Source organism: Leisingera aquimarina DSM 24565, assembly GCF_000473165.1.
Classification (GTDB): domain Bacteria; phylum Pseudomonadota; class Alphaproteobacteria; order Rhodobacterales; family Rhodobacteraceae; genus Leisingera; species Leisingera aquimarina.
Window position 1 is genome coordinate 2,836,708 of the sequence record NZ_KI421504.1, and the last position, 19,008, is coordinate 2,855,715.

Consider the following 19,008-nt stretch of genomic DNA (forward strand, 5'->3'; position numbering starts at 1 on the left):
GAAACGGCAGAGAAGAGCAAAGCGCAGGAAGGCAGGGCCTTGTGCCCTGCCTTCTCTGCATTTGACGGGGGGGCGCTGGTCAGTGCGGGCTGCGCCAGTTTGCCCAGTCTTCGGGCGTGTCCAGATCGGTCAGAGCATGGGACTTTGGCAGGGGCACCAGTTGCAGCGGTTCGGATTTCAGGACGCTGCGGGCGCCCTGGTCGCCGCTAAGGGATTTCAGGGCAGCAAAGCAGCGGCGCGGAAACAGCACCGGGTGGCCTTGGGTGCCGTCCTCCGACGCGGCACGCAGGACCGGGCTGTCCTCCCCGCGGAAATGCGCGGCGAGACGCAGCATGTCCTCAGCCGTAACTTCCGGCATGTCAGCGGGCAGGATCATCACGGCCTTGGCCTGTTCAGGCAATGCTGCGATTCCCTGGCGGATCGAGGCGGCCATGCCCTCAGCCGCGTCAGGAACCGGGACCGGGATTGCGCTGCCGGTGGCGGCTGCGCGGGGGTGCGCTTTGCTGGGCAAAGTCACGAACACTGGCAAACCGGTAAGCGCCGCCCGGCGGCACATCAGGGCAAGCAGAGGCTGGCCGTCCACATCCTCCATCAGCTTGTCGCGGCCTTGCATCCGGGATGAGGCGCCGGCGGCGAGCAGGAGAATGGCGATGGCGGTCATGCAACCCCGTCCTTGGTTCTTGGCGGCAATGGCGGATGCCTCCGGCGGGAGTATTTTTGCAAAGATGAAGAGCGGGGGCCAGCGAAAGCCGCAATGGTCAGTAAGGTTGACCGAATGTTTCGCGCGCGAAACATTCGGTTGCAGGTGCTGACGTATACGTTGCGGGAGTGCCGTCATGTCACCGTGCGCTGCTGTGGCAACGGGTTGGATACAGGTCAGATTGCCTGACCTGTATCCAGTGTTTTTCAGGCTTGTCCGCGCATCCGGACGCCGTCTGCGTCGAACAGCGGCTGGGTGATCAGGCGGGCCTGGTACATCTTGCCGAGGATTTCGATCTCCACCTCCAGGCCTTCAACGGCTTTATCAGTGGGAACGAACCCCAGCGCGATGGATTTCTGCGCGTGGTGCGAGTAGCCGCCGGAGGTGCAGAAGCCCACGACTGCGCCGTCCAGCCAGATCGGCTCATAGGCGACTACATCGGCGTCGTCTGCCCCGACCTCAAAGGCGCAGAGCTGGCGGGCGGGGCCTGCGTTGCGTTCGGCCTCGGCTGCGGCGCGGCCGATGAAATCTGCGGGTTTCTTGAAGGATATGAAGCGGTCGAGGCCGGTTTCCGCGGCAGTGTAGTCGGGTGAGAACTCGCGCAGCCAAGAGCCGAAGAACTTGTCCAATCGCAGCGACATCATTGCCCGCATGCCGAAGGGTTTCATGCCGTGGGGCTGGCCGGCGGTCCAGAGCGCATCCCACAGGGCGCGCTGGGAGGGCAGGTCGCAATAGATCTCATAGCCAAGATCGCCAGTGTAGCTGACGCGCTGCACGATGCAGTCGGCCATGCCCACAGTGAGGCGCCGCACATCCATGAAACGCATGTTCGATATATCGGACCGGGTGCAGGCCTGCAGCACCTCGCGCGCCTTGGGGCCTGCGATCTGGAAGCCGTTGCGGGTGTCGGAGATGTTGTCGAGGGTTGCTCCGTCGTCCAGGTTTTGCAGGAACCAGCGCATGTGGTAGGCTTGTGAGCCGTAGGAGGCGGTGAGCTGGAATTCTTCTTCCGCCAGGCAAGAGATGGTGAAATCGCCAATGAGGCGGCCCTTGGGGGACAGCATCGGGGTCAGCGACAGGCGGCCCGGTTTTGGCACCCGGCCGGCCATGATGCGGTCGAGCCAGGCGCGCGCACCTGTGCCCTTGACCAGGTATTTGCCGAAGTTGTGGACCTCGTTAATGCCGACGGCTTCGCGCACTGCTTTGACTTCGCGTGCGGTGGCCTCAAACGCGTTGGAGCGGCGGAAGGACGGGGTCTCGAAACGCGGCTCATCGCCTGTCGCGAAGTAGTTCGGGACTTCCATCCCGTATTGCGCGCCCCAGACAGCGCCCATGCCATCAAAGATGTCGTACATCGGGGTTGTGCGGAAGGGGCGGGCCGCGGGCAGCTCCTCGTTCGGGTAGGCGATGGAGAAGCGTTTCTGATAGTTTTCAATGACTTTCGGGCGAGTGTAGCCGGGCGTGATCCAGTCGCCGAAACGGGCGGTGTCCATCGCAAATGTGTCGCGCTCGCATTCGCCCTCGACCATCCACTGGGCCAGCATCAGGCCGACGCCGCCACCCTGGCTGAAGCCGGCCATCACCGCGCAGGCCGACCAGTAGTTGCGCATTCCAGGCACCGGGCCGACCAGCGGGTTGCCGTCGGGGGCAAAGGTGAAGGGGCCGTGGATCACTGATTTCACGCCCGCAGCCTCCAGCGCCGGGAAGCGTTTGTAGGCGAAGTTGATTGAATCCTCGATTTTGTCGAAGTCGTCCTGCAGCAGCTCATGGCCGAAGTCCCACGGCGTGCCGTCCACTGCCCAGGGTTTGCAGGGCTGCTCATAGAATCCGATGCAGAGACCGCGGCCCTCCTGGCGCAGATAGCTTTCGCCGGCCGGGTCCATCACATGCGGGTGTTCGCCGCCGCCGTCGATGATCTCGGCGATCATCGGCACCTCGTCGGTGACGATATACTGGTGTTCCATCGGGTGCAGCGGGAAATAGACGCCGGCCATGGCGCCAACTTCGCGCGCCCAGAGACCGCCGGCGTTGACGACGTGTTCGGCGTGGATGGTGCCCTTGCTGGTGACCACGTCCCAGGTGCCGTCGGGGCGCTGGTTGGTCTCAACCACCTTGCAGTGGGTCTCAATCGTGGCGCCGCCCATGCGCGCGGCCTTGGCATAGGCGTGGGTGGTGCCGGAAGGATCCAGGTGGCCGTCAAGCGGATCATACAGCCCGCCGACGATGCCGTCGATGTTGGTGACGGGGGCGATTTTCTTGATTTCTTCGGGGGAAACAATCTCGGTCTCCAGGCCCATGAAACGGTGCTTGGCGCGCTCCGCCTTCAGCATGTCGAAACGTTCCTGGGTCTCGGCCAGGGTAACGCCGCCGACGTGGTGCAACCCGCAGGACATGCCGGTGATCGCTTCCAGCTCTTTATAGAGCTTGATGGTGTAGCCCTGCAGCGCCGCCATGTTGGTGTCGCCGTTGAGCGTATGAAACCCGCCCGCCGCGTGCCAGGTGGAGCCGGAGGTCAGCTCGGAGCGCTCGATCAGCATGACATCGGACCAGCCGAGCTTGGTCAGGTGATACAGGACTGAGCAGCCGACGACGCCGCCGCCGATAACTGCCACGCGGGTGGTGGTTTTCATGTGGGCCTCCCCTGAGTAGGTGTTGCTTGCATTCTGTACAGAAGTGAACAGTAGTCCAGCAGAAAAACGGCACCGCGTGCCGCATACGGGCAGTCAGGCTGCGGTTTCGTTACTCAGAGGTGCGGAATCGGCTGTTCTGAATGACAAATATTGCCGTGAGCGGCGCCAGGAGGAGGATCACGCCGACAGTGATAAGCAGCATGCCCAGCTGCGAATAATCGGCGGGAGTGGTGATGGTGCCTGCCGAATCTGTGACCTCGCGGGTCACCAGGAAGATTTCGTTCAGGTACTTCGTGCCGAGGCTAGAGGCCGACAGCGCCAGATTGGTGAAGGAGGCCATGACCGCAAAGAAGGTGGCTTTCAGCCCCGAGGGTGCGTTGCGGGCGATCCAGGCGAGCATCGGGATCATCGCGACCTGGCCCAGCGGGGATTCGACGGCTGTGTCGACCATGGCGATGAAGCGCGCATCAACCAGGCCCCCGGTCATCGCCGCGGTCCAATGATGGGCGCCGTAGTAAAGCGCGATGTTGGGCAGGCTGAGGACGGCCTCGGTGATGGCGAGGAAGGCGACGATCCAGGTGATCGGGCGGCTGGCCATCATCGGGCGGAAGATCAGCATGCCCGCCAGCGTCAGCAGCGAGGTGATCAGGGCCAGCACCGACAGGAACTGCTGATCAAACCCGAGCACGTCGATTTCGAACCAGGTGGCGCCTGGGCCGCGCAGGGGCGTGGCGCGGTAGACAAAGATGATGATGGCGGTGCCGATCAGGGCGCGGGCCTGGTCCGTGGGCAGGACCGCCACCAGCTGGCGCATCAGCAGCAGCACGATGCCCATGGAACCAGAAAAAACGATTTCTTGCGAATAAGGCACATCGCCAAGGCCCACCGCGAGGGAGAGCAGGACAAAGGCGCCGCCGCCGATGAAATACCAGTGATTTGGCGTGACCGGCTCACGCGGGAGTTCGATGCGGGCGCGGATCTCTGCCTCCGCGGCACCGGCACGGCGCAGCTGGGCAGCCTTGCGCCATTTCTGCCAGATCGCCAAGGCCACGCCCGAAAGCGAGATCACCGGGATCAGCAGAGCGAGACTGAAGACAAAGCCGTAAAGCGCGCCTTTGCCCTCCTGCGGCAGCGCATCGGCGCCGTCGAACAGGGCAACGTTAAGCGCGGCGGCGGCGCTGGAGCCGCCGATCAGCGCGATGCGGCCGAAGGTCTGCATGGTGGTGTGCAGGGATTTGGTCTCAGCCTCGGGCAGGGGCTGGCCTTGGCCATCCGCATGGGGCACGGCCTCGACCGACATCGCGTCAGCCACCACATCCTGCAGCACATATCCGCAAGGGGCCAGCAGCGCGGCGGTGACATACCAGGCGCTGAGCGGCATCACGGTGCCCATCCTCGCAGGTTCCAGCACGATGGCAGCAAGGATAGCGTAGCTGCCGGCCATCAGGGCGGCACCTGCGAGGATCAGCAGATATTTCCAGCGCCAGATCAGATCAACGAGATGCCCCAGCGGCATCTTCAGCGCCCAGGGCAGACCCACCCAGAACGCCAGTCCTGCCAGAAAGGCAGCGGATAAGTCCAGGTATTCCTTGACATAAAACGATGCGGCGACGGTGGTGATGCCCTGCGCGCCATAGGCGAAATAGATCAGCAGCGGCGGGAAGAAGGACCAGCGCAGCTGACGGAACAGGTCCAGAATGATGCTGTCGAACCATCCCCAGGCCAGCACCGCCGCACGGGTCATGCGTGGGTCCTTGTCACGACAAGGGCCGGATTTTGAGACCGGTCACCCGGTTGCCCTCGCGTTCGGTCACTTCAAAGCGAAAACCATGGAAGGAAAACACCTGGCCTGTTGTCGGGATCATCTGTGCCTCGTGTATGACCAGCCCGGCGATGGTGTTGGCCTCCTCATCTGGCAGGTTCCAATCGGTGGCGCGGTTCAGGTCGCGGATGGTGGTGACGCCCTCGACCAGAAAAGACCCATCGGTGGTTTTCTTGACGATGCTTTCCTCATCAGGGTCGAACTCGTCGGTGATTTCACCAACGATTTCTTCCAGAATATCCTCCAGCGTGATCAGCCCCTGCAGTGCGCCGTATTCATCCACCACCAGCGCGAAGTGAGAGCGCATCCGCAGGAACTGGCGCATCTGCTCGTCCAAAGTGGTGGTTTCGGGCACAAAATAGGGGGCTTTGGCGACCTCGGCGATGTCAAAGGAGGTGAGACGCCCGGTGTCGCCCTCTGCGCCGCCGGCCTGTTCGTACATCGCCCGGAACAGATCCTTGGCATGGACCACGCCAATGATGTTTTCCTGCTCGCCGCGGAACACCGGCAAGCGGGTGTGCGGGCTTTGCAGGCATTGCTCCAGGATGGTTTCCGGTTCCGCATCCGCGTCGATCATTTCGATCTTGGAGCGGTGCAGCATGATTTCTTCGACAAACCGATCGGACAGATCCAGCGCGCCCAGGATGCGGTCGCGGTCTTCTTTTTCGACCACGCCTTCGGAATGGCCCAGATGCAGCGCGCCTGCGATTTCCTCGCGCACCGCCATGATGTGGCTGTCGGGATCGATCCGCACACCAAAGATGGCGAGCACCCCGCGTACCAGCAACCGGACCAAGCCGACCACGGGGGCCAGCAGGGTGACCAGAACGCCGATCACCGGCGCAACAGCAGCCGCGGCCTTTTCTGCGTTGGAAATGGCATATGTTTTAGGCAGCACCTCGGCAAAAACCAGCACCAGAACGGTCATCACCAAAGTGGCCAAGGCGACGCCGCTTTCCCCGAAGGCACGGGTGAACAGGGCAGTCGCCAGCGACGTGCCCAGGATGTTAACCAAGTTGTTGCCCAAGAGGACCGAGCCGATCAGCTTTTCACTGTCCTCGGTCACGCTGAGCGCCTTTTGGGCGCCATGCGATCCTTTGTCGGCCTGGCTGCGCAGTTTTCCGCGCGAGGCGGCGGTCAGCGCAGTTTCCGAGCCGGAGAAGAAACCGGACAGCACAAGCAGCAGCACAATGGCCCCGGCAGTGGTCCAGAAGGCGCTGTCGAGTACGGTGGAGGCAGTGTCCATGAGAGGTCCAGAGATCCGGTCTATTGAATGTTCGCTGTATTTATGGGGGTTTGCCGCAGGCGCTTCAAGTTCTAGAGATGCTTAGCCCGCATCCTTGGCCAGCGGGTGATGCTCCAGCACCAGTTCCTGCAGGCGGGCGTCCAGCACATGGGTGTAGATCTCGGTGGTGGCGATGTCGGCGTGGCCGAGCAGCGCCTGGATTGCGCGCAAGTCAGCGCCATTGGCCAAAAGATGGGTGGCAAAGGCGTGCCGCAGCGTATGCGGTGTGACCTTGTCCGGAGAGACACCGCCGGTGACCGCCAGTTCCTTGATCAGCAGGTAAAAGCGGTGCCGGGTCAGGTGGCCGGACTTGCCGCGCGAGGGGAAAAGGAAACGCGAGGCGGGCTTGCCCTTTGCTTCATGCTCTGCCTCGGTATCGTCGCGGGTGACCAGCCAGACGGCCAGCGCGTCGCGTGCGGGCGGCGACAGCGGCACCATACGCTCCTTGCCGCCTTTGCCCATGATCAGCAGCATGCGCGGGTCGCCGCGGGCGGAGGATACCGGCAGTGAGACCAGCTCACTCACCCGCATTCCGGTGGCATAGAGCAATTCCATCAAACAGGTATTACGCAGCCGGTCTGCGGTGCTGCGGCCGGTTTGGCGCGCGGCGTCCAGCAGGCGGTCGACCTCGATGACGTCCAGCGTTTTGGGCAAGCGTTTCTCGCGTCCGGGGCCGCGGATCTGAATAGCCGGGTTGTCCTCGCGCCAGCCTTCCTCAAACGCAAAACGGTAGATCTGCTTGGCTGCCGACAGCCGCCGCGCCCGGGTCGAACGGGCCAGCCCCTGCGCATCGCAATTGATCAGATAGGCCTCGATGTCGTCCTGACTGGCGGTGAGGAAGTCCAGCTTCCGGTGCTCAAGCCAGGCTGTCAGATCCTTAAGGTCGCGGCCATAGGCCAGAAGCGTGTTTTGCGATGCGCCGGCCTCAGCGGCCTGAGCGTCCAGGAAGGTGGAAATCCACTGGAAATTGTTGCGGGGGGCGGCCATGCTATTGCTGCTCCAGCAGCATCAGCTGCAAGGCGGCGCGGCGGGCCGTGTCCTCCAGCCCGACAGCGCGGAAAGCTGCCAGCGCTGCGGTCAAGTCACCAAGGTTGCCATCGGCACCTTGGGCAAACAGCAGCATGCTGCGCAGGATCGCTTCGCCCAGTTGGCCATTGTCCAGCAGTTGCCGGATCGCGGGCGGCACCGGGGCCGTTGTGCCAAACCCCAGCGAGATCGCCTCAGCCACTGGCGACGGGGCGGCGGCGTCACCAGGCCTGCCCTGGGCCAGGGCTGCCAGGAACGGGTCGGCTCCGCCATCGGCCGGGGCGTCATGCGCGGCCAATTCATAAGCCGGCGACAACAGGCGGATACGCCAAGCCAGGGCAGCGGTCCGGCCGTTCAGGCTTGACCGCGCCAGCAGTTCGCCGAAGAGGTCGGCAAATACGGTTTCCGTTCCCGCTTGCTGCATCGCCTTCCAGGCGCGGGGCAGGGAGCGGGCAATGGCGTCTGCGTTACCGGAGCTGAGGTCGCTTTCCAGCTGCTGGACAGCCGCAACCCGGTCCCAGATACCGCCTGATGCGGCAGGTTTGCGGGCGCTGAACAGGCCAAGATACTGATTGGGATTGAGCGCACCGCCACGGGCCAGCCGCTCCGCTGCCTGCAGCTGCGCCTTCCAGCCGGCAATGTCGCGCAGATCTGCCGCGGCAAAGGCTGGCGGCAGGGGGGCGGTGGGCATCGCCTCGCCAATGGTTTCGAACAGGCGGAAGGTCAGCGGATCCGGATCCGCCGGGCGGCGCAGCGGCGGTGCCAGCTCAAACAGATCGGGGTTCAGAAAACGGTCCAAAAGCTGCATCTGGTTTTCGGGCAGCAGCTCCAGCGCGTGGGCGGTTTCCATCATCAGCGCCGCAGTGGGCCAGTCGCTGCGCCGCGCTGCGCAAAAGATCCTGGCCGCGTAGCTGTCTGACAGATGCGGCGAGGCCGTGAGGGCGGCGCAAGAGGCGTCCTCGCTGCCAGTCAATAGGGTGGCGTCAAACCAGCGTGTGAAACGGTCCTTGCTGTCCGTGGGGCCTGCATGTTCAACCAGAGCCTGGGAGGGATCAGTGGCCCCAAGCGCCAGCAGCCGGTCCAGCCGGGCCAGCAAAATCCGGTCGCCTGCCGCGGCCGGCGGCCGGGATTCGGAAAGCAGCAGTGTAAACAGCAACGCCTGCATCGCCGGGCTGCCGCGCACCGGAACTGTTTCGATAAGATGGGTCACATCATCATCATTGCTGCCGCGCCACAAATCTGCGGGCAGGCCGGTTGCCGAGGCCGGAACCAGCCCGATGGGGGGCACCAGCGTCTCCAAAGGTGTGACCGAAACTGACGGAAATGCAGCCGTGCCTGCCACCGGCGGCTCCAGCAGCACAGTGCCCGGCAGCTCGCTGCGCGGCTGCGGCTGGTTCAGCCAGTCAATCGCCGCCAGGGGTTCATTTGCAAGCGCACTGCCTGCCATCATCACCCCGGCGGCAGCCGCCCTAATCCGCATTCAGCACCACTGGCTTGCGCACTTCGGTGCTGGGCGCGCGGAAATCGGCGCCGAACCACGGCCCCACATAGGCATAGCCCACAAGCCCGATTGCCGCCAGAACCGCCAAATAGACCAGATACTTAATCAATCGCCCCATAGTATATCCAAAGCCTGTTTCCTGCTCTTTTGCCCAAGTTATATATTCCCTTTTCCGCAAGATCACGTCATTCACTGAAGAATGAGCGAAAAAGAGCAAAGCAGCGGCCAGAAGGCAGCAGGCCCGGTGCCGGGGAAACTGAAGAAGACCATCGTGATGGTGGGCATGATGGGGGCTGGCAAAACCGCCGTCGGGCGGGCGCTGGCGGCCCGGCTGGATGTGCCCTTTCTCGACAGCGATCACGAGATCGAGGCCGCTGCCAACATGACGATCCCCGAGATTTTTTCCCGCGACGGCGAGCCGTTCTTCCGTCAAAAGGAACGGCAGGTGATCGCGCGCCTTCTGGAGGAGGAACGCGGTGTCCTGTCGACGGGCGGCGGTGCTTTCCTGGCGGAGGAAAACCGCAATGTGATTACCGCCAAAGGGGTCTCGGTCTGGCTGCAGGCCGATCTGGAGGTTCTGTGGAACCGGGTGCGCCACCGCGACACCAGGCCGCTGCTGCGCACAGCCGACCCGCGCGCGACGCTCAGCGGCCTGTACCGCGACCGGGTGCCGCTTTATGCCAAGGCGGATCTGACTGTTGTCTCGGATGGCCAGGCTGCGATTGAAACCATGGTTGACCGGGTGCTGGAGGCCTTGCAGGCACGCCCCGATGTATTGGAGTGGACATGATGGAACGCAGGGTTCACGTGCCTCTGGGCGAGCGGGCCTACGATGTGGTGATCGGCCCCGGCCTGCTGGCGCAGGCAGGGGAGCGGATCAAACCGTTGCTGAAGCGGCCGCAGGTGGCGGTGCTGACGGACGAGACCGTGGCGGAAAAGCACCTGGAGGGTTTGCGCGCCGGGCTGGCGGCCGCGGGTGTTGAGATGACCGCGCTGGCGCTGCCTCCGGGCGAGGCGACCAAGGGCTGGCCGCAGTTCACCCGCGCGGTTGAATGGCTGCTGGAGCAGAAGGTCGAGCGGGGCGACGTGGTTGTCGCATTCGGCGGCGGTGTGATCGGAGACCTGGCGGGTTTCGCCGCGGCGGTACTGCGCCGCGGTGTGCGGTTTGTGCAGATCCCGACGTCGCTCTTGGCGCAGGTCGACAGTTCGGTGGGCGGCAAGACCGGCATCAACGCGCCACAGGGTAAAAACCTGATCGGCGCTTTTCACCAGCCCGCGCTGGTGCTGGCCGACACCTCGGTTCTGGAGACCTTGACGCCGCGCGATTTCCTGTCCGGCTACGGCGAAGTTGTGAAATACGGGCTGCTCGGGGACGCCGGGTTCTTCGCCTGGCTTGAAGAGCATGGTCCTGCGCTGGCTGAAGGCGATGTCGCGGCGCGGGTTGAGGCGGTTGCGCGCTCGGTTCAGATGAAGGCGGATATCGTCGTGCGCGACGAAACCGAGCAGGGCGACCGGGCGCTGCTGAACCTGGGCCATACCTTTTGCCATTCGCTGGAGGCGGCCACTGGCTATTCCGACCGGCTGCTGCATGGCGAGGGCGTGGCCATCGGCTGCGCCTTGGCGTTTGAGCTGTCGGCCAAGCTGGGGCTGTGCTCGCAAGAGGACCCCAGCCGGGTCCGGGCGCATCTGAAGGCGATGGGCATGAAGACCGATCTGGCTGATATTCCTGGCGATCTGCCAGGGGCGGAGGTGCTGCTGGGTCTGATGGGGCAAGACAAAAAAGTTGTTGCCGGCCAGCTACGGTTTATCCTGGCGCGTGGGATTGGCGACGCGTTTGTAACAGGTGACGTTCCGCCTGAAACAGTGTTGGACGTGCTGCGCGGCTCCGGGGCCTGAGACTGGAAAACAAAAAGGGCAGCCGTGGGGACTGCCCTTTTCAGGTGCATCGGAATTGAGCTTTTCGGCGGATCAGGCTGCGGCGCTGCCGCCAAAATCCTGATCATCCCAGTCGTCGGCATCAAAATCGATCGTCGCTGCCGGGGGGGCATAGGCATCCGGTCCGGCCAGCGCGTTCTGAGCCGGAGCAGCCTCGCCGACGGAGAATTGCTGGACCAGTTCGCGCAGCTCCTGGGCTTGCTCGGACAACGAGGTGGTCGCCGCCGTGGTTTCTTCGGCCATGGCAGCATTTTGCTGTGCCATCATCTCCAGATCGCCAACGGCGGTATTGACTTCGCCCATTCGCGACGACTGCTCTTTCATATTGCCGGCGATTTCGATGACCAGACCGGAAATCTCGGCCACTTGATCGTTTACCTGCGACATTGCGGTGCCGGCCTGGTCCACCAATGCAGCGCCGTTCTTGACCTGCTCGGAACTGCGCGCAGTCAGCTCGTCAATCTGCTGGACCGCATCGGCGCAGCGCTGCGCCAGCATCCGCACCTCGCTGGCGACCACCGCAAAACCGCGGCCTGCTTCGCCGGCGCGTGCGGCCTCGACCCCGGCATTCAGCGCCAGAAGATTTGTCTGGAATGCAATATCCTGGATCACTTTGGTGATCTGCGAGATTTCCTGCGAGGATTCCTGCAGCTTGTCCATGGCCACAATGGTGTCTTTCACCACCGCGTCGCAGGATTTTACCCCGTTCTGGGCGCTGTCCGCCAGTTGTTCGGCCCGGCCGGCATTGTCTGCCGACTGCTGAACATTGGCGGTCAGTTCGCTGATTGAATTGGTGGTTTTTTCAAGCGTTGCCGATTCCGCTTCTGTGCGGTGGGCCAGGTCCATAGAGGCTTCGGCAATGGATTTGGTGCTTTCATCCACGCTGCTGGTCAATTCGCCGATGTTGGAGATCGATACGCTCAGCGCCTGCAGCGAGTCGTTCATATCCATCCGGATCGATTTGAATTCTTCCGGGAAGAACTCTTTGATCGGCTTGTCCAAACGCTTGTGTTGAAGATCCATCAGCGCTTCGCCGATGCGGCGCGCAACGGTCATGATCTCTTCGCGGCGCTGCTTTTCCTCCTCCATACGCTCTTCCTGCTTGCGCTGGGTCACAGAGCGCAAGTCGACCACATTGCGGGCGACCGAGCCAATCTCGTCCCGGCGGTTTGCACCTGGCACGTCAACGTCTGTTTCACCGGTGCCCAGCTTCTTCAGCGCGCTGTTCAGAACCGAAAGGCTTTTGGTCATGTCCCGTGCGATGATCACGCTGAGACCCAGAACCGCAACCAGAAGAACAGCTGTGAACACTGCCATCTCCGCCAGCAGAAACTTGTTGTCCGCATCAAAAGCCTGCATGTCCCGTTCCAAGTGATCGATCAGGATTCCCTCTTTTTTCTGAAGCACTTCCAGCGCTTTGCTGGCTGCCGAGAACCACTGATCCGATGTCATTTCTGTCTGGGCTCCGCCGCTCAAGATGGCCTTTCGAACGTCCTCGAACGCCTTCATCTCAGGCGAGGTGAACAGCCCCTGGACGGTCTCGCGGTCTTCCGCAGTTGCGAAATCCATGAACAGCGACAGGCGTTCCTTGAACACTTCATGATAGGCGACAAAACTTTCCCGGTCGGCCGGTTTCCAGCCGTGTTTGAAGCCAACAGCGCCTGCAGCCCGTTCCAGCCCGGCGGCATCAATTGCGCGCATGAAGAAGGACAGCGCGACGGCCTCTTGCGAGATCACCGGATTGTCGATGGATTGTGCCAGCGACAGCCCGGTTTGAATGAGGGCCGCGTTCAGATCGGTATAGTAGGCCAGCATCCGCTTGAGCGAGAGCGTGTGTCCGTCGATCTTGTTGCGGATGTCCTTTTTCTTGGCCAGTTCGGCCTGGGCAAACTGGATGGCCTGTACCGCTTCGAGCGGGAGCAGGGACTTATCGATGTGGCTGATTTCGGCCAGATAGGCGTCCATCGCGGTGTTGTTTTGCAACCGGACCTGGACCAGTTTTTCTGGCACTGCGGTGGCAGAGCCTTCCAGATAGGAGGCGCTGAGGCCGCGTTCCAGCTGCAGGTTGTGAACCAAGCTGCTCATATGCTCGATCACTTCGCCGGCCTCGGCAGTGTTGATCTGGGCGTTTTTGTTCAGCTGAAGCAGAGTCTGTCCCATGAACCACATTGAGAGTACAAGCGGTGCAGCCACCAGAATGGCGATTTTTGCCTTGACCGGCAGGTGCCCTAAAAATCGCATACTCATATTCTGAATCCTTGCTGCAAAAATTCTAATAGTTGAATTCAGCATATGAGATGCGTCTTAATAATCGCCTACCCGCCCGGTCTGATGAGGTTTTCTGTGCAGCTGCAAAGGTTTGTTCCGCGTCAGTCAGCGCCCGGGATGCCGTCCGAAACAAAAAAGCCCCACCGGGCGAGGCCAGCGGGGCTTCTGTATTGCTGTTCAAGAAAACAAGGTTCAGAACGGGATTTCGTCGTCATCGATGTTATGGGACGCACCGCCGCCGAAGTTTCCGCCGCCACCGCTGCCGCCTTGCTGGCCGCTGTCATAACCGCCGCCGTAGCCGCCGCCCTGGTTGCCGCCGCCATAGCCGCCGCCACCGCCTTGACCACCGCCGCCGCCTTCACCGCGGCCGTCAAGCATGGTCAGGGTGGAGCCGAAGCCTTGCAGGACGATTTCGGTCGAATACCGGTCCTGACCGCTTTGGTCCTGCCATTTGCGAGTCTGCAGCTGGCCTTCAATATAGACCTTAGAGCCTTTGCGCAGATACTGCTCGGCAACGCGCACAAGACCTTCGCTGAAGATGGCCACAGAGTGCCACTCGGTCCGCTCGCGGCGTTCACCGGTGTTGCGGTCCTTCCAGTTTTCCGAGGTGGCGATACGCAGGTTGCAAACTTTGCCGCCGTTCTGGAAGCTGCGCACCTCCGGGTCGCGGCCCAGATTGCCGATGAGCATGACTTTGTTAAGAGAGCCGGCCATAGGGTTCCGTCCTTTTATTCCTGAATGTCCTGTCCAGCACCGGTCCGGCGCGAATCCGTCCGGGCTGCTTGATTGGCACAGTACAGACCTGTGCAAGGTGAGGAAAGCAGCTCTCTGGGGATGGTTTTGCAGGTGTTTGCGCAGCAATGATGGCCGATTGCGCTCGTGTTGCTTTAAATTTCTTTTGCATTCGCTATATTTGCGCAAAGTGGGACAGTGTTGGGACAGCGGAAATGCGCAAAGCCGTTGCGGGGTTGGTGATCGCCATGGTCGGGGCAGGGCAGCCTGCCGCCGCCGATGTCTTGAGTACCAAGAACCGGCGGGATTTATTCTCCGCCCACACCAGGTTGCTGGATGGCCGCGCGGCCACGCAGTACAAGAACTCATCCCGGCTGCAGCCCAAGACCTATCAGATTCCTTCAGCTGCGGGCACGTTGCCCTATAGCGGCAAATACCGCGGCCAGTATCTGCAGCTGGCGCGGGACGCCGCGCGACAGCACGGTGTGCCCGAAGATCTGTTCCTGCGCCTGGTGCAGCAGGAAAGCAATTGGAACCCGAACGCCAAATCGCACAAAGGCGCATTGGGCCTGGCGCAGCTGATGCCTGCCACCGCACGGGCACTGGGGGTAAACCCCGCGGTGCCGCAGCAAAACCTGGACGGCGGCGCACGGTATCTGGCGCGGCAATTCCAAAAGTTCGGGTCCTGGCGGCTGGCGCTGGCGGCGTATAACGCCGGTCCGGACGCGGTGAAGAAATACGGCGGGGTGCCGCCCTATAAGGAAACCCAGAACTACGTGAAGAAGATCTGGGGCAGCTGATGCGCAGTTTGGTTAACCTGCGGGTAAGTTCCCTTAATGCCCCGTTAACTCCGTCACAGCGTCACGCATTTGCCTTAATTTTTCGTGAATCTGCCCTCAAGTTCTGGAGGGAATGACTTGTATATCAACAGCTTCGATGAGCGGATCAACCGGATTGACTGGCAGCCGAGCGCGGCTCCAACGCGGCAGATGATCGACAGTGTCCTGGCCAGCCGTCTGCCCCGGCAGCCGCGCAGTGCTGTGCTGAGCCTGGCCGGCGCCATTGTTGGTATTCTGGTCGGCACCGGCCTCAAGGGCATGTCTTTGGCCGGATCCCCTTGGGGACCGGAAACCGGCCTTGCCGGAGCTATCGGCGGCTGCCTGGCGCTGACTGGTCTGGCCGCTTCGGTAACGGCCGCCCTGTTGGCTGCGGCCAAAGGGAAAGAGGCCCCGCGGCTGATGCAGTTTGCCTCGATAAACCTGCTGATGATCGTGGTGCTGCTGCTGAGTTGAACAAGACGGCCCCTGTGGGAGTGGGGGGGAGCGCTTTGGTTTAAGGCGAAATACCGGATCCGTTGATTTTGGTGCAAAGGTGGAAAAAAGTGCTGCCGGGTTGCTGGAAAGCGGCAGGGTAAACACGGATTCTTTCCTGCCGACTTAACGGCTGGTTCATCTGAATATCGCTATCTTGATGACGGCCATGTTTCAGAAGGGAACCAGAATGACACTCCAAGGATCGAAGTTTCAGCGCACTTCGGAAGCATCAGAAGCCCTTTTGGAGCACACTGACCGGCTGATCGCACAGAAGGATTTTGCCAAAGCGCTGCAGGTCCTGCTGCCAGTTCTAGAGAGCGGCGCAATAGATGCGGGCGTTCTGGACCGCGCTGCGGTTTGCTATCACGCGTTGGGGGATGCGCCGACAGCTATTTCTTTGATGGAGTTCATAACCGGGAACTGGCCTGATAGGGAAACGGCCTGGGCAAAGCTCGCTGTGATGCGTCAGACCGCCGGTCAAATAGAGCAAGCCATCGGTGATCTGAAGAATGCTTTGAAGATCAACCCAAAACATGTTGGCGCGCTTGTGTCGCTCAGTCGGCTTGAGCCATTTGCAGTCCAAAGCAGCAAGGCCCAGCGTCTCAAAAAGCTTTCGAATAATCGCAAGCTAGCGGCCAAAGAGCGGCGGATGGCGCATAATGCGCTAGGAAACATAGAAGCAAAGACTGGCAATCCTTCGCGCGCCTTCTTCTATTTTCTGAAGTCCAAGAAGCTGAGCTCAGGGGAATTTGATGCGGATGGGACGCGAGCAAGGGTTCGGGATCAGAAACAGCGGTTCCAGCCTCTTACTCACAAAGACAGAGTTTCTACTGGTCCGCGCGTCATCTTTGTCTGCGGTCTGCCGAGAAGCGGAACCACTTTGGCCGAGAATATTTTGCTTCGGCATAGCAAAGTAGACAGTATCGGCGAAAGCGAAGCGCTGAAACATACGCTGTTTGAGGTTCGCGCGCATTGTATTTCGCGTGGGGTGGGGCAGGGGTACTGGGACTGGGCTGGCCTGTAGGACTCGCAAGAACGCGAGACTTTCCGGAAGCTCTATTTCCAGCGCGCGTTCCAGACGCGGCCTGCAGACACACCAGTGATTGTCGACAAGATGCCGCTCAACTGCCTTGCGCTGGGGCTGGAGCAACATCTGCTGCCGGACGCGCGGTTTGTGTTCATGTCCCGCCATCCGCTGGATACCGGTCTGTCCTATATCACGGCTGATTTTGCTCGGGGCAATGCGTTTACCCGGCGGATGGACTGGCTGGGCGAGATGACTCGGCTGGTCTATGAATCTGCCTGGGACTATCAGGGTAAGCTTGGCGGCCAGTTCAGAGCCCAGTCCTACCGCGCGCTGGTGAGCGACCCACAGCCGCAGATCGCCCGGCTTCTAGAGCATTCGGGGCTGGAGTGGCAGGATAGCTGCCTGTCCCCGGAAAAGTCCAGTAAGGCGGTGGTCACTGCTTCGTTGGTTCAGGTTCGCCGGAAGATCAACACCGCAGCGCTGGACAAGTGGAAACCCTTTTCTGCACAGCTGGACCCGCTAAAAGCCTCTCTAGGCGGCGACGCATGGGTCGCTGAATGGGAAGCCTGGGACAACGCGCTGCACGGCGGCTAACATCAAAAACAATAACGGGCCGGGAAATTTCCGGCCCGTTTTTTGTCCTGCGAGTTGCCTTCACTCCGCCGCGATTTTGATGACAGGTTTCATGCGCTCCAGCACCTCGTCGCTGAGGTGGCATTTGATCTGATGCCCGTCTTCCAGCTGGCGCACTGGCGGGACGTCCTTTTCGCACAGCCCGCCCGGCACTTCGGACTTCCAGCGGCAGCGGGTCTGGAACGGGCAGCCCGGCGGCGGGTTCATCGCCGAAGGAATGTCGCCCTCCAGCACGATGTGCTCTTTCTCGACCGAGGTGTCAGCAATCGGCACCGCGGACAGCAGCGCTTCGGTGTAGGGGTGGTAGGGCGGCGAGAACACCTGATCGGTATCGCCCAGCTCCACCACATGGCCGAGATACATCACCATCACCCGGTCGCTGAGGTAGCGTACGATCGACAAGTCGTGGGAGATAAACAGCAGCGTTGTCTTTTCCTCGCGCTGGATCTCCATCAGCAGGTCTGTGACCGCGGCCTGCACCGACACGTCCAGCGCCGAAACCGGTTCGTCCGCCACCACGATCCGGGCGCCGCCGGCAAAGGCGCGGGCGATGCCGACACGCTGCTTCTGGCCGCCCGACAGCTGCCGCGGCATCCGGTCGGCAAAGGCGCGGGGCAGTTTCACCAGATCCAAAAGCTCCAGCATCTTTTTGCGGCGCTCTGCCTCGGAATTGCCGATGCCGAAGATCTCCAGCGCCCGCATGATCTGGCGGCCCACAGTCATCGAGGGGTTCAGTGTGTCGAACGGATTCTGGAACACCATCTGCACATCCGAGACGGTTTTGGTATCGCGCTCTTCGATCGGAACCTGTTCGATGTTCTGGTTGTCCAGCAGGATCTGGCCCTCGGTGGCGGTCTCCAGCCCCATCAGCACCTTGGCAAAGGTGGATTTGCCGCAACCGGATTCACCAACGATGGCGAGGGTTTCGGATTCGCGGGCCTCAAAGCTGAGGGTTTCGTTGGCTTTCACCACTTTCTTTTCGCCGCCACCGAACAGCGCGTTGGCCGCAACCTCGTAGTATTTCTTGAGGTTGTCCATCTTCAGGACGACCTTGCCAGGCGCGGTTTTCTCCTTTTGCTCTCCCACTGTGATCGGGGCGTCCCAGTCGATTTCCTGGAACTTCAGGCAGCGGGTCTCGTGGCGGTCATTGCCATGCACCGGCGCCATCGGGATCACTTGGTCGACATCGCAGCGCCCCTGTTCGAAGTAGTCGCAGCGCGGCCCGAAGTTGCAGCCGTTGGGCCGCTCGTGGGGCAGGGGGAAGTTGCCGGGAATGGCCACCAGCGGGCGCGAGTTCTTGTCAGCCCCCGGCAGCGGGATCGAGCGGAACAGCGCCTGGGTATAGGGGTGCTGCATCTCGTCGAAGACGTCGTGGATCGAGCCGCGCTCCACCGCTTCGCCGGAATACATCACACACAGCCGGTCGCAGGTTTCCAGCACCAGGCCGAGGTTGTGCGAGATGAACAGCATCGAGGTGCCGTATTTCTTGCCCAGATCCTTCACCAGCTCAACCACCGCGGCCTCAACCGTCACATCCAGCGCGGTGGTCGGCTCATCCAGGATCAGCAGAGACGGTTTCGACATCAGTGCCATCGCAATCACGATCCGCTGCTGCTGGCCGCCCGACAGCTGGTGTGGAAAGGAGTTCAGCATCCGCTCCGGGTCGGGCAGGCGCACGTCGGTCACCACTTCCATCGCCCGGTCATAAGCTTCTTTTTCGCTGACGCCCTCGTGGATCATCGGCACTTCCATCAGCTGTTTGCCGATTTTCATCGCCGGATTGAGCGATGCCATCGGTTCCTGATAGATCATAGCGATCTCGTTGCCGCGGATGTCACGCAGTTCTTCGGCGCTCATCTCGGCCAGGTCGCGGCCCTTGAACTTGATGGTGCCGCCGACAACGCGGCCGTTCTTGCCAAGGTCCTGCATAACCCCCAGCGCCACGGTGGACTTGCCGCAGCCGCTCTCGCCAACCAGCCCGACGGCCTCACCCGGTTGCACGGCCACCGAAAAATCCATCACCGCCGGAATTTCGCGCAGGCGGGTGAAGAAGGAGATCGACAGCTTGTCAATCTCAAGGATCGGGCCGTCGTATTCTTCCATTTTGCTCATGTTTTTATCTCCCTGTTGAGGCTG

14 protein-coding genes and 1 pseudogene are annotated in these 19,008 nt (G+C 61.8%); 5 read left to right on the forward strand and 10 right to left on the reverse strand.

Features of this window, described 5'->3' with window-relative positions; genetic code table 11:
- Positions 1–79 precede the first annotated feature (79 nt).
- From AQUI_RS0118150 to AQUI_RS31305, 7 genes are all read right to left on the reverse strand, one after another.
- A complete protein-coding gene (locus AQUI_RS0118150; protein ID WP_027258761.1) occupies positions 80–661 on the reverse strand; it encodes a nucleotidyltransferase family protein in 582 nt (193 codons plus the stop codon).
- 245 nt (positions 662–906) lie between these two features.
- A complete protein-coding gene (locus AQUI_RS0118155) occupies positions 907–3,330 on the reverse strand; it encodes a GcvT family protein (protein ID WP_027258762.1) in 2,424 nt (807 codons plus the stop codon).
- Positions 3,331–3,439: 109 nt separating this feature from the next.
- Positions 3,440–5,074, reverse strand: a complete 1,635-nt coding sequence (locus tag AQUI_RS0118160; RefSeq protein ID WP_027258763.1) for an MFS transporter — start codon at positions 5,072–5,074, stop codon at positions 3,440–3,442.
- A 13-nt stretch (positions 5,075–5,087) separates the two neighbouring features.
- Complete coding sequence (locus AQUI_RS0118165; protein WP_027258764.1) at positions 5,088–6,398, reverse strand: HlyC/CorC family transporter; 1,311 nt, start codon at positions 6,396–6,398, stop codon at positions 5,088–5,090.
- Between the two features lie 81 nt (positions 6,399–6,479).
- On the reverse strand, positions 6,480–7,424 hold the full coding sequence (locus AQUI_RS0118170; protein WP_027258765.1) for a site-specific tyrosine recombinase XerD: 945 nt from the start codon (positions 7,422–7,424) through the stop codon (positions 6,480–6,482).
- Between the two features lies 1 nt (position 7,425).
- Complete coding sequence (locus tag AQUI_RS0118175; protein ID WP_027258766.1) at positions 7,426–8,943, reverse strand: hypothetical protein; 1,518 nt, start codon at positions 8,941–8,943, stop codon at positions 7,426–7,428.
- Positions 8,933–9,082 (reverse strand): hypothetical protein, encoded by a 150-nt coding sequence (locus tag AQUI_RS31305; protein ID WP_169730813.1) that lies wholly within the window; start codon positions 9,080–9,082, stop codon positions 8,933–8,935. The genes AQUI_RS0118175 and AQUI_RS31305 overlap by 11 nt, the downstream gene beginning before the upstream one ends.
- An 81-nt stretch (positions 9,083–9,163) precedes the next feature.
- Here AQUI_RS31305 and AQUI_RS0118185 point away from each other — a divergent pair, with 81 nt between their 5' ends.
- Positions 9,164–9,754, forward strand: a complete 591-nt coding sequence (locus AQUI_RS0118185; protein WP_027258767.1) for a shikimate kinase — start codon at positions 9,164–9,166, stop codon at positions 9,752–9,754.
- Positions 9,754–10,860 carry a 3-dehydroquinate synthase gene (gene aroB, locus AQUI_RS0118190; RefSeq protein ID WP_027258768.1) on the forward strand — a complete coding sequence of 369 codons (1,107 nt, stop codon included), beginning with the start codon at positions 9,754–9,756 and terminating at the stop codon, positions 10,858–10,860. The genes AQUI_RS0118185 and aroB overlap by 1 nt, the downstream gene beginning before the upstream one ends.
- Positions 10,861–10,932: 72 nt before the next feature.
- Here the strand turns inward: aroB and AQUI_RS28410 are convergent, their stop codons facing one another.
- On the reverse strand, positions 10,933–13,146 hold the full coding sequence (locus AQUI_RS28410) for a methyl-accepting chemotaxis protein (RefSeq protein WP_169730814.1): 2,214 nt from the start codon (positions 13,144–13,146) through the stop codon (positions 10,933–10,935).
- 213 nt (positions 13,147–13,359) lie between these two features.
- Positions 13,360–13,881, reverse strand: a complete 522-nt coding sequence (gene ssb / locus AQUI_RS0118200; protein WP_027258769.1) for a single-stranded DNA-binding protein — start codon at positions 13,879–13,881, stop codon at positions 13,360–13,362.
- 233 nt (positions 13,882–14,114) lie between these two features.
- On the opposite strand from ssb, the gene AQUI_RS0118205 reads away from it, so the two are divergent.
- From AQUI_RS0118205 to AQUI_RS32030, 3 genes and pseudogenes are all read left to right on the forward strand, one after another.
- Positions 14,115–14,699, forward strand: coding sequence for a lytic transglycosylase domain-containing protein (locus AQUI_RS0118205; RefSeq protein ID WP_027258770.1), 585 nt, complete (start codon positions 14,115–14,117; stop codon positions 14,697–14,699).
- A gap of 117 nt (positions 14,700–14,816) precedes the next feature.
- Positions 14,817–15,191 carry a hypothetical protein gene (locus AQUI_RS0118210; protein ID WP_027258771.1) on the forward strand — a complete coding sequence of 125 codons (375 nt, stop codon included), beginning with the start codon at positions 14,817–14,819 and terminating at the stop codon, positions 15,189–15,191.
- A gap of 481 nt (positions 15,192–15,672) precedes the next feature.
- Positions 15,673–16,833, forward strand: a pseudogene (locus AQUI_RS32030) (sulfotransferase).
- A 60-nt stretch (positions 16,834–16,893) separates the two neighbouring features.
- On the opposite strand, the gene AQUI_RS0118225 reads toward AQUI_RS32030, so the two are convergent.
- Positions 16,894–18,984, reverse strand: a complete 2,091-nt coding sequence (locus AQUI_RS0118225) for a dipeptide ABC transporter ATP-binding protein (protein ID WP_027258774.1) — start codon at positions 18,982–18,984, stop codon at positions 16,894–16,896.
- Positions 18,985–19,008: the final 24 nt, after the last annotated feature.

Bases quoted from the DNA above. Each gene is read 5' to 3' on its own strand.
- AQUI_RS0118150 (WP_027258761.1), bottom strand. From the start codon at position 661: ATGACCGCCATCGCCATTCTCCTGCTCGCCGCCGGCGCCTCATCCCGG.
- AQUI_RS0118155 (WP_027258762.1), bottom strand. From the start codon at position 3,330: ATGAAAACCACCACCCGCGTGGCAGTTATCGGCGGCGGCGTCGTCGGC.
- AQUI_RS0118160 (WP_027258763.1), bottom strand. From the start codon at position 5,074: ATGACCCGTGCGGCGGTGCTGGCCTGGGGATGGTTCGACAGCATCATT.
- AQUI_RS0118165 (WP_027258764.1), bottom strand. From the start codon at position 6,398: ATGGACACTGCCTCCACCGTACTCGACAGCGCCTTCTGGACCACTGCC.
- AQUI_RS0118170 (WP_027258765.1), bottom strand. From the start codon at position 7,424: ATGGCCGCCCCCCGCAACAATTTCCAGTGGATTTCCACCTTCCTGGAC.
- AQUI_RS0118175 (WP_027258766.1), bottom strand. From the start codon at position 8,943: ATGCGGATTAGGGCGGCTGCCGCCGGGGTGATGATGGCAGGCAGTGCG.
- AQUI_RS31305 (WP_169730813.1), bottom strand. From the start codon at position 9,082: ATGGGGCGATTGATTAAGTATCTGGTCTATTTGGCGGTTCTGGCGGCA.
- AQUI_RS0118185 (WP_027258767.1), top strand. From the start codon at position 9,164: ATGAGCGAAAAAGAGCAAAGCAGCGGCCAGAAGGCAGCAGGCCCGGTG.
- aroB (WP_027258768.1), top strand. From the start codon at position 9,754: ATGGAACGCAGGGTTCACGTGCCTCTGGGCGAGCGGGCCTACGATGTG.
- AQUI_RS28410 (WP_169730814.1), bottom strand. From the start codon at position 13,146: ATGAGTATGCGATTTTTAGGGCACCTGCCGGTCAAGGCAAAAATCGCC.
- ssb (WP_027258769.1), bottom strand. From the start codon at position 13,881: ATGGCCGGCTCTCTTAACAAAGTCATGCTCATCGGCAATCTGGGCCGC.
- AQUI_RS0118205 (WP_027258770.1), top strand. From the start codon at position 14,115: ATGCGCAAAGCCGTTGCGGGGTTGGTGATCGCCATGGTCGGGGCAGGG.
- AQUI_RS0118225 (WP_027258774.1), bottom strand. From the start codon at position 18,984: ATGAGCAAAATGGAAGAATACGACGGCCCGATCCTTGAGATTGACAAG.